The 10330-nt window shown below is 56.7% G+C and carries 6 protein-coding genes; 3 read left to right on the top strand and 3 right to left on the bottom strand.

Features of this window, described 5'->3' with window-relative positions; translation table 11 throughout:
* Positions 1-459, bottom strand: a 459-nt coding sequence (locus VNM72_09470) for a homoserine kinase (GenBank protein HXF05631.1), incomplete at its 3' end; no start/stop codon positions are given.
* Positions 460-567: 108 nt separating this feature from the next.
* Positions 568-2112 carry a shikimate dehydrogenase gene (gene aroE / locus VNM72_09465; GenBank protein ID HXF05630.1) on the bottom strand — a complete coding sequence of 515 codons (1545 nt, stop codon included), beginning with the start codon at positions 2110-2112 and terminating at the stop codon, positions 568-570.
* A 151-nt stretch (positions 2113-2263) separates the two neighbouring features.
* Here aroE and VNM72_09460 point away from each other — a divergent pair, with 151 nt between their 5' ends.
* The gene (locus VNM72_09460; protein HXF05629.1) at positions 2264-3061 is read left to right on the top strand and encodes a 5'-nucleotidase; all 798 of its coding nucleotides are present in this window, start codon (positions 2264-2266) and stop codon (positions 3059-3061) included.
* A 312-nt stretch (positions 3062-3373) separates the two neighbouring features.
* Here VNM72_09460 and VNM72_09455 read toward each other — a convergent pair whose 3' ends face one another.
* The gene (locus VNM72_09455) at positions 3374-6814 is read right to left on the bottom strand and encodes a carboxypeptidase regulatory-like domain-containing protein (protein HXF05628.1); all 3441 of its coding nucleotides are present in this window, start codon (positions 6812-6814) and stop codon (positions 3374-3376) included.
* 672 nt (positions 6815-7486) lie between these two features.
* Between VNM72_09455 and VNM72_09450 the strand changes: the two genes are divergently transcribed.
* Positions 7487-9487 (top strand): ATP-dependent DNA helicase, encoded by a 2001-nt coding sequence (locus VNM72_09450; protein ID HXF05627.1) that lies wholly within the window; start codon positions 7487-7489, stop codon positions 9485-9487.
* A 156-nt stretch (positions 9488-9643) separates the two neighbouring features.
* On the top strand, positions 9644-10114 hold the full coding sequence (locus VNM72_09445; GenBank protein ID HXF05626.1) for a YbaK/EbsC family protein: 471 nt from the start codon (positions 9644-9646) through the stop codon (positions 10112-10114).
* The last annotated feature ends 216 nt before the right edge of the window (positions 10115-10330 follow it).

Genomic DNA, 10330 nt, shown 5'->3' with positions numbered 1-10330 from the left:
CTTGCCCTCCTCGGTCAGACACGTCAGGACAAGCGAGCCCATCACCGAGGGGGTCACATTATCGGCGTGGCCTTCGAGTTCGTAGGCATAGTGGAGAACTTTCTCCTCCCCCAGCGTGCGCCCGGTAATGGCTTCGAATGCAGTGAGGCCGGCGACGATGGCCGCCCCGCTCCCCCCCAGCCCACGCGCTACAGGAATTTGGTTCTCAATCATCAAGTGGAGCTTGGGAACATCAACACTCTCCCTCTGGCCCGCTAGCATGAGGGCACGAACGGCCATGTTCGTTTCATCTGTTGGAATGAGATCTGCATCCTCGCCCGTCACTTCGATCTTGTGCGCCGGTGCATCGGGAGGCAATTTTTGCACCCGCATTTTGAAGTAGAGCTTCAGCGCCACCCCAATCGAGTCAAATCCAGAGCCCAGGTTCGAAGTTGAAGCCGGAACGCGAATCTCGATCATACGCTAATTACTACTCACTTCCCCGCTTGCCTCCAAAATGAAGTTCCCGAAGTATACACCCCTATCCGCAACCGATCAAGGCAGCCTGGTTCTCCACCAAACTCTGGATTAAGAGTGCTGCAGTTCCACCTGGGCGATCGTTTCTCCACGCTCAATGGAGGGGCGTGAACCGAACCAGAGAAAGAATTGTTCGGCTGCTTGGTGGAGAAACATCTCCAGGCCGCTCAGCGTATCGCATCCCACCTCTCGAGCCCGTCGCAGGAGATCCGTTTCGATGGGGTTATAAACGAGATCGTACACAAGCCGAACCTTTTCCAGCGTCTCGGTTGGAATAATCGCACCGGCTTGATAGCCCGCCATGCCGACGGGAGTGGCATGAATCAAGATGTCTCCGCTGAGAGTCGGTAGTTCATGAACGAAGCTCGCCTCTGCCCCTACCTGTTCCGTCAAAGCGCGAATGTGCTTTTCGTTGCGTCCGACGATCCTCAACCTGGCTCCCCTTTCTGCGAGTCCGACAGCAGCGGCTCGCGCCGCCCCTCCAGTTCCGACAATGATTACACGCGCATTTTTAACATCCATCCGTGAGAGTAACGGCTGAAGGAGTCCGGTGACATCCGTGTTGAAGCCGATGAGGTTTCCCCTTTGAACCACGACGGTATTCACTGCTCCCACCCGGGAAGCGAGGGGATCAATGGCATCGAGATGGTCTACGATAGCCACTTTGTGAGGGAGCGTTACACTGAGCCCTTTTACCTGCCAGGGCACGCGTCGGCTCCCCGGTAGAACGATCTCGCGGATGAAGGTCTGAAGATCGGAGACTTCGAACGGAACGTAGACAGCATCACATCCGGCCTGGTGTATCCAGGCATTGTGGATGAGCGGCGAGAGTGAGTGCCCAATGGGCTTGCCCACAACCCCGTAAACTGCGGTGCTCCGTGAGAGCTGATTCACCCGGTAGATTTCTTTCAGATGCCGGACCAGAGGCTGACCGGGGGCCGTCCGTCCATCCGACGATAGAGCGCCAAAAGTCAACAGGCTGCCGTAGGCGGGTCCAAGGATGCGGGAGATAATCCCCGGCATCCCCATAGCCAGGGCAACCAATGCACGCCGGTCACGTCGGGCTCGCTCAAGAAGGCGAAAAATACTCGCCACCTGGTGCACATCGTTCGCCTGAACGGCAATCTTGAGAATTCGGGCAGGCGAGGCGGCCATGCGCAGATAGATCGTTTCCAGTTCGTCCGGCAGTGAATCAAAAGCATGGAAGGAAGCAATTACCTGCGTCCACGGGCACAACATCGCATGCTGAGCAAGATGCTCAGCGAGATCGAGTTCAAGATCAAAGAGGATGTTGGATTGATTCTCCTGCCTCTGGACACTCGAGAAAATCGCTCGCCAAATGTCCGTCCGATGACCGAGATCTGCCGGCGCCCGTCCTCCGTCGGTGATCGGCCGGTAGGTGAAAATCATGGGCTTTCTCGTCAATTGAGCAAATGATCGGACGATTGAGCCGATGAAATCCCGGGTCACCTCCTCCAGATAGTCAAGACGAAGCTCAATCCAGTCGGCGACCTTCTCCGCCGCTGAACAAGCCGCAATGACCTTTTCGACGCTCGTGTGAGCGATGGGAACGGCAATCGCTCTTCGCTCATCCATCAGCGCTAAATATAGCAGAAGACTGCGCCGATAAAAAATCCTGTGATATACTCATGCCTCGTTCGGCGTGGTGCAAAGGCACTGAGGGCGCTTGATTGATTGTTCGATGGACAGATCATAGCAGGTCTGATAGTGCAGGGGAGATCGGGATATGGAGAGCTGGAAAAATCAGCTCCGTCTGAGGGCGGTGGAGATCTGCGCGATCCTTGCCTTTTTCTGGCCAACCCTTCCAGTCGGACAAACACCGCGCACAGCAGACGTGCGGATCGAGCCGTTGCAGACGGCGATTGATCAGTCCATTGCTGAGGATAAAACAGTCAAGGAACTGGTCTCCCGCTATGGCGAGCGCCTGCGGAAAGAGATGCGCACGGTCATCGGTCGCGCAGCGGAAGACCTCGATAAAGGATTGGGCGGGGGCTCGCTGGGCGCATTCGTGGCCGATGTCATCCGCTGGCGGGCCGAGCAGCTTGCTGGGCGACCCGTTCATCTTGCGCTTCAGAATTCGGGCGGACTGCGGCGTTCGATTCCCAAAGGACCCATCACTGTAGGTACAATCTTCGAAGTGATGCCTTTCGAGAATCAAATCGTCCTGTGCGATCTGCCCGGGGACCTCGTCTCAAAAGTTATCGAAAGGCTCGTCGAGCGAGCGACCGAGCAAATGACCGATGCCCTTTCGGGGGCAACCATCATCGCCTGTGAGGGAAAGGTGCGAAGCGCTCTCATCAGTGGGGCTCCGATTGATCCGCGAAAGGTCTATACGCTGGCGACGTCGGATTTTCTCCAGCAGGGGGGAGCGTCTTATGACATGTTGAAGGAGTGCCGTCGCGTGACGGAGACGGGCATTCTGATTCGTCAGGCGCTTATTGATTTCATTCGGGCTGAGACGGCAGCCCACCGGGAGATTCGTGGCCCGGCCACTGACCGGTTCCGCATCAATTGCGGTAGTTGAGGGCCCCTTGTCGTCACACTCTGAATGTCGCGTGGAGACTCACGTCCGCGCTCCTGAGCAAGGGAAAGCCTGCGCTCACTTCGGAACAAATCGGTCATAACTCACCACCGTTATCCAGAAACGCGGACAGCCGCTCGATGTCGGACCTGTTAGAACTTCTGATCCTGAGGGATTTTCGCATACCACTGCGTGTTTCACCAGCCCTCTTCGGAGAAGCAGTCGGGGGATCTGATAGCTTAATGCGAATTGCCGGCAGTGATAAATCTCGTGAGAGAGGCCGAAGCCTCTCCCACGAGCCAGTTGATCGTGCGATCAGAAGATGAGCTTCAGCGCCATCTCAATTGTGCGGCGGCCTCCGCTATTTTCCTGGAAGTTGAAGTACGTGCGTCCGGCGTTCTCGACGAAGATGCTATTGGGGATGCCGAAGAACGGGTGGTTGAACGCGTTGAAGAGGTTCAGCCGGTACTGAATCGAGACGCGCTCGGTAATTCGCGTGTTCTTGAAGATGCTCAAGTCCACACCCTCGAACCGGTCGCCCTTGAACGTGTTCCGTCCCAGAGTTCCAAAGGGTGTGCCAAATCTCTGGGCGGCTCCCGGCCCATTGACGATCAGTCGCACATCGTTTGGAGTGACCGGGGTAAACACTCCCCGGTTGAGATCGTTCAACAACCAGAAGCCGGTCGGACTGGATCGAAGGATGGGAACTCCCCCACTGGTGCCGCACGGCGCCAACCGATAGAAGACGCAGGCATCAACGTCCGAGATACCAACTCGGTCAACAGGGGCCGTCGGGTTCCCGTTGAACGGACGCAGATGGGAGCGGCCGATGAACGACTGGATGAAGGGTTGGTCTTCGTAGGGGCTTACGAGCGCTTGTTGAACCGGCGTGAACCACTGTCCATCCTGGATGCGCACGATACCGTTGAGCTGCCAGCCTCCCAGGATGCGCCCCAGAACCCCGCGTTGGTCCCGGAGGAAGGGCAGATCCCAGATCCACGAGGCCGCAAATAGATGCCGCACATCGAAGCCGGAATTCCCGCGTTCAGCGCGTGTGATATTTAGCGGATTCTGGGCGACAGTCACGGAGTTTCCAGTATCGAAGTTGAATACCTCGCTTGAATTGTCAATCGTGTGGCTCCAGGTATAGCTGACGGTGTAGGTCCACTGCTGCCGGATTCGACCGTCGAACCGCATTTGCAACCCGTTATGGCTGGCCGAGGCCCCGTTGATGCGCACTCGCGCCACGCCCGACGGGAACAATCGCCCATTGCAGGTAGCTTCGTTATCGGCCGTGGCCGGATTATCCGTGCAGGTGAGCGGATTGACACCTTGCGGCAAAAATTGCGGGAATCCCGGGAAGTTGAGCGTCTTCGTCTGATTGTCTGCGGGATCAACATAGCGGACGGGACCGAAGCCCCGCACTAGATTTCCGATGAACGGGTTGAAGTTAACCGTTTGAAATTGTCCGACCTGGTGGTTGCCGACATAGCGAATTTCCAGCACATTTTCCCGCACCAGCTCACGCTGAAGACCGAATGACCATTGCTGGACGTAAGGCTGTCTGAAGTCCAGGGCTGGGACGGTTTGGGCGAAGAACCGCGGATCGAACGTGTTGAACCGAATGACTCCCGCTCGAATGGCAGCATCGCGTACCTTGTCTCCCGTCGGCACGGGATCAGGAACAGGAATGTTTGTCACCGTGGTCAGGAAGACGAGCGGTGAGGAGGTTGAGATGTTGAGCATCAGATTGTAGAACGCCGGATCATAAGCGATTCCATAGCCACCGCGAATGACCGTCTTGTCCTCGCCAAAGAGCCACTTGCCCCAGCGCGGCGTGTAGACGAAGCCGAACCGCGGCGCGAAGTTGTTGTTATCAGTAGGAACGCGCGGGACGACGCGGGCTTCCACCGGGAGGTCCTGACGCCAAAACGCCTTCTGCGGATCCCGTTCTCGTGCTGTGGTGATGTCGTTCATCAGGTTGAGCGGCTGACCCGTATTCTCATATCGGAGACCCAGGTTGAGCGTGAGATTGGGACGAATGCGCCAGTCGTCCTGGAAGAAGTAGAATTGATCGGTCTCCGTGTACTTGAGCGTCGCCGGGCCAAGTGCCACCGTCAGGAAATTGGGGGCGTTGTCGGCTAACCGTTGCGCCGTGGAGAAGGTGAACGCCCCGTTGACGTTGGGGAGGAACGGTACGGCGTTGCGGAGGCGGCGAATATCAATACCCATCTTTATCTGATGCCGCCCCATCGTGAGTGTGAAGTTGTCGTTGAACTGGAAGGATTCGACCGTGCGTCCCTGCGGCAGGTTTGTCGCCGGACCGACGGTCAAAAGCGGCGCGCCGTTATCTGCCCGGAAAGTCGGACTCAGGAATGTCAGCGCTGTATCAATCTTATCCGGGTGAGGGATGTTCCCTTTGCCGCCGCTTCCACCACCACCGAAGATCACAAACAGTCTCGAGTAGTTGAACCGAAACTCATTCACCGACCGGGTCGAAATGTTTCGCGTCCATCCGCCACCGGCCTGCTGCGTCCGGAAGGGAATATCTCCGGTCCATCCACGGACGTCCACCAGGAAGTCCTTTCCCGGACGGTCCTGGATGAAGTATCGCCCCCAGATGCGATCTCGATCGCTCGGATGAACATCACCGCGCACGTTGATCTCATCGAGTCGCCCCGATAGCGGCACAGCTCGACGTACTGCGGCGACGGGAACTTTCAGGTTTCCGATGGTGATCGTGGAGGGGGCCACATCCGTACGAATGGTGGGATTACCGATTGGCAGGGCGAAAGCCGAGAAATCGGCATAGTACTGGACGGCCGGGTTATTCGGGAACGCGCTCTTTAACAACTGAATGCCTTCGGGCGTCGGCGCCAACGACGTTGTCCGCAGATCAGAGAATTGCGGATTGCGAATGAAGTGGCCGGCGTGAAAGAAGAAAACTTTGTTCCTCACAACCGGGCCGCCGATCGTGTAATCGAAGACATTGACCAAATCGGGCAGCGGATCTTTCTGCCCGGAGCGCCGCTCGATGTTCGTCAGCGAGTCCCAGAGCTTGCGATCCCGATGATACCACGCAATGGAGCCGTGGAACTCGTTCGTCCCGGACTTGCTGACGATGTTGACGATCGCGCCTTGGTTCCGCCCGTATTCGGCTGAGAAATTGTTCGTGATTACCTGGTATTCCTGGATCAGATCGCGATTTTGAACGAAGTAGTTGGGACCACCGATGGAGAGGTCGTTATTGTCCACTCCATCAATGGTGAAGTTGTTGGACCGGGCACGATTGCCGTTGACCGAGAGCGTGACTCCATTGGCGTTGACATTGCCAAAGCCCGTTCGAACACCGGGCAGCAGTAGGGCGACAAAATCCAATCCGCCACCGGCCACGTTAATGGGGAGGTCTTGAATCTTTCGCGCCTGAATCGTCGCGGAAATCTGCGCTGTATCCTTTTCCATTAGAGCTTCGCCCCCACCCGTGACCGTCACGACCTCGGTAATCGCTCCAGGTTCAAGCCGCACATCCACGACGGTGTCTTTTCCAACCCCCACTTCCACACCGGTGACCTCGGCCTTTTTGAAGCCCTGAACCTCTACCGTGATGTTGTAGCTACCGGGAGGGATTCGGGAGATGGTGTAGATGCCGTCAGCAGTGGCAGTCGTTTTATACTCGACTCCCGTCGCCACGTTCTTGGCTACGACAGTAGCCCCGGGGATTACAGCTCCGGTGATGTCGGTCACAACGCCCCGCACACCCCCTGTGGTAGTTTGTGCACGGGGAGCGTGCCTCAGTAGGGGCAGGAGAACGAGATTGAGACACAAGAGGGTCAAGCCTAGTACCGCCACCCTTTTTTTCAGCGCTTGTGTCATAGCTGTTTTTCCTCCTTAGTTGAGATTGTGGATTGTTCGACCAGTTACTATTCATTCGGCCTTGAGTGTCTGCCCTCCTGCTATCTCCTTACCTGGCAGTCACCCAACGCCCAAGATCGCTGTCACACATGATTCAAACACTTTGACGCAAGTTTCATGCCATAAAGTCCAAACGTTGTAACTCCTTGAAAATGCTGAAAAATCCACTGCTCTCCTTCCAAAGATCTTCCAGATTTCTGGAAACGGCATCCGAAATTTTGGAAATCGGGGAGACCAGATCTGTCCTTGACCGCCTGTGCCTTTGAAGGGATCGTCCATGTGCTCGAATACGTCACGAACGACGGAAGGGGGGAGCGCAGGCATACAACGGGTTTTCTCTCCAGGGCAAAACAAGAAGGGCGGAGGCCTGCACTCCCAGGGGGTATACGGAGGAGAAGCGAGAACATGTTCTCCCGAGTCAGTGTATCTCAGCGGCTGCGATTCTGGATGAATGCTGCCGGGGGATGCTTGAATTTACTGCCGGGCTGACGTAAGGTTTTTACCATGGTGCGGACGATGGACGAGATATTTGGCCCCGGTGGCTTGATTGCGCGGCATCATCCGCAATACGAGTACCGACCGGGTCAAATCCGAATGGCGGAAGCCGTTGCCCGCGCCATTGAATCGGGAGGGCATCTTCTGGTCGAAGCGGGGACCGGAACGGGGAAAACGCTGGCGTATTTGGTGCCCGCTCTGGCCTCGGCTGAGCGGGTCATCATCTCGACCGGGACCAAGACGCTGCAGGAACAGCTTTATCTGAAGGACTTGCCCTTTCTGGAAAAAGCCCTTGGGCGCAAACTTCGAGTGACCTACATGAAAGGTCGTTCGAATTACGTCTGCCTGTACCGATTGAAAAAGGCGGCCCAAGCACCCCTGCTGACTGACGTTGACGATGTGGATTATTTTGATGCCGTGCGTCGTTGGGCGTCTCAATCCGAGACGGGGGACCGGGCGGAACTCACGGATCTGCCGGAAAATCTCAGCTTCTGGTCGGCCATTGATGCCCGTTCGGAAATCTGCCTGGGGCAAAAATGCCCCGATTATGAGCCGTGCTTCATCACGAAGATGCGCGAGCGGGCTGCCAAAGCCGACGTTGTCATCGTTAATCACCACTTGTTTTTTGTTGATCTTGCGCTGCGCGGCCACGAGTATGGTTCGATCATCCCCGATTATTCGGTCGTCATCTTCGACGAAGCTCACGAGCTGGAAGACATCGCCTCGGAATACTTCGGCGCTCAGGTGAGCACCTATCGCGTGGCCGAATTGATTCGAGATGCGCAGATGCTCCCGCTGACCGATCCCACACTGGCCAAAGAGGTCAGCGCTGTTTGTCTTCGACTCCAGCAACGGGCGGAACGATTCTGGCTTGGGTTTCAGGCGGAAGCTGCCATGAATGATGGGCGTTATCCACTCCATCCACATCTTATCGAGCGAAGACCTCGCCGCTCGTCGCGTCAAAAGTCCGCCTCCCCTTCGTCGGAGGATACGGGTGTAGGTGGCTTAACGCCTTTGGGAGAGAGTCTGGTTGAGCTTTTGCACACACTGTCGCGCCTGGAGACCCTTCTGGCTTCAGTATCGTCTCCTCCACCGGAAGTTGAGGCGTTGATTCGGCGTACAGTGCAGCTTCGCCGTGATCTGGAATTCATCATGACGGGTTCCGATCCCCGATTTGTTTACTGGTATGAGCGGCGGGGGCGGGGTATCTTCCTTCAGGCCACGCCGATTGATGTCTCGGAGATTTTGGCCGAACGATTGTTCAACCACGTGCCGACGGCAATCCTGACATCAGCGACGTTGACAAGCGGTGGCAGCTTCGCCTACATCAAATCCCGGCTGGGCATTCACACGGCGGAGGAACTGATCATCCCCTCCCACTTTGACTATAGCCGGCAGGCGATCCTTTACCTTCCTCCGAATATGCCCGATCCCCGCGATCCGGCGTTTGTCGAAGCGGCCGTTGCCGAGATCGTGAAGATTCTGGAGATCAGTCGTGGCCGTGCCTTCGTTCTCTGTACGGCGATCGGCCAGATGAACGAGATCTATCAGCGGGTGAAGCACCGGGTTGATTTCCCCTGCTTCGTTCAGGGAGAAGGGTCAAAGGCCGGATTGCTTCACCGATTTCGCACCACTCCGCATTCGGTTCTCTTTGCCACGGCGAGTTTCTGGCAGGGAGTTGATGTTCAAGGCGACGCGCTGAGCGCCGTCATCATTGACCGTCTTCCCTTTGCTGTTCCCACAGATCCCGTCATTGCAGCGCGTGCCCGGTATATTGAGGAAATGGGCGGGAATGCCTTCTACGACTATTCGGTTCCTCAAGCCGTCATCATGCTCAAGCAGGGGCTCGGACGCCTCATCCGCAGCCGACGTGACGTAGGTGTTCTGTCCGTTCTCGATCCGCGTATTCGTACCAAAAACTACGGCGCGATCTTTTTGGAGAGCCTTCCTCCCTGTCCCATCACCACGCGCATTGAGGAGATCGCCCGGGTGTTTGAATCCTCGTCCGAGAATCACACGTGATCGGATCCGGGAGTCACGAAGCCTGTTTTGACCCCGGCATGAGATAGGGAAAAGGGGGATATTGGTGATTGTCCTCCCGTGTCCGGCAACTTCTGATGATGCCGCGTTGTTTTCCGGCACCACAGGAGGTGACCGGTATCTTCTCGGAGGTGACCTATGGCGGTGGCAACACGTCTCAAACAATTCCTCGATGAGCATCAGATCAAATACATTGCCTGCACTCATTCCCAGGCGTTCACCGCGCAAGAGATCGCTCACACGCTCCATGTGAAAGGGCGCGAGCTGGCCAAGGCCGTCATCCTCAAAGCGGATGATCGGTTCGTCATGGCCGTGGTCCCGGCTCACCACAAGGTGAACGTTGAGCGCTTCAAAGCAGTGATAGGGGCCGGAGAGGTTCGATTGGCGACCGAGCAGGAATTCAAAGGCTTGTTCCCAGACTGCGAGATCGGAGCAATGCCCATTTTCGGCAATCTCTATGGCGTCGCCGTCTACGTTGCGGAGCCTCTCACTCGGAACGAAGAGATCGTCTTCAATGCCGGAACCCACACCGATTCGATTCGCATGAAGTATGCCGATTTCGCCCGGTTGGCCAGCCCGGTCATAGGGGATTTTTCTGAAGTCGCATAGTACATCTGGTGGCTTCAAGGTAGGATTGGTGCATCTCTTGCTGTCCGGTTTAGAATGAGAGGGCGCCGCGGGCCCGGTCTTGCCCACGGATTCCGTCAACAAAGACCGCTTCGCTATGGCTCCCTCTCCTGGGCGAAAGGGTGAATGCCAGCGTCGGAGGGCGTGGCGGGCTTCCTCAGTTCGGGTAGAATCGAAGGTGCTTGACAAACCGTTAAA

The organism is Blastocatellia bacterium, assembly GCA_035573895.1.
In the GTDB taxonomy this organism is placed as follows: Bacteria; Acidobacteriota; Blastocatellia; order HR10; family HR10; genus DATLZR01.
Note: the sequence above shows the minus strand (reverse complement) of the source record. Positions and strands in the feature narration are given on the sequence as shown.

Bases quoted from the DNA above. Each gene is read 5' to 3' on its own strand.
- aroE (HXF05630.1), bottom strand. From the start codon at position 2,112: ATGGATGAGCGAAGAGCGATTGCCGTTCCCATCGCTCACACGAGCGTC.
- VNM72_09460 (HXF05629.1), top strand. From the start codon at position 2,264: ATGGAGAGCTGGAAAAATCAGCTCCGTCTGAGGGCGGTGGAGATCTGC.
- VNM72_09450 (HXF05627.1), top strand. From the start codon at position 7,487: ATGGACGAGATATTTGGCCCCGGTGGCTTGATTGCGCGGCATCATCCG.
- VNM72_09445 (HXF05626.1), top strand. From the start codon at position 9,644: ATGGCGGTGGCAACACGTCTCAAACAATTCCTCGATGAGCATCAGATC.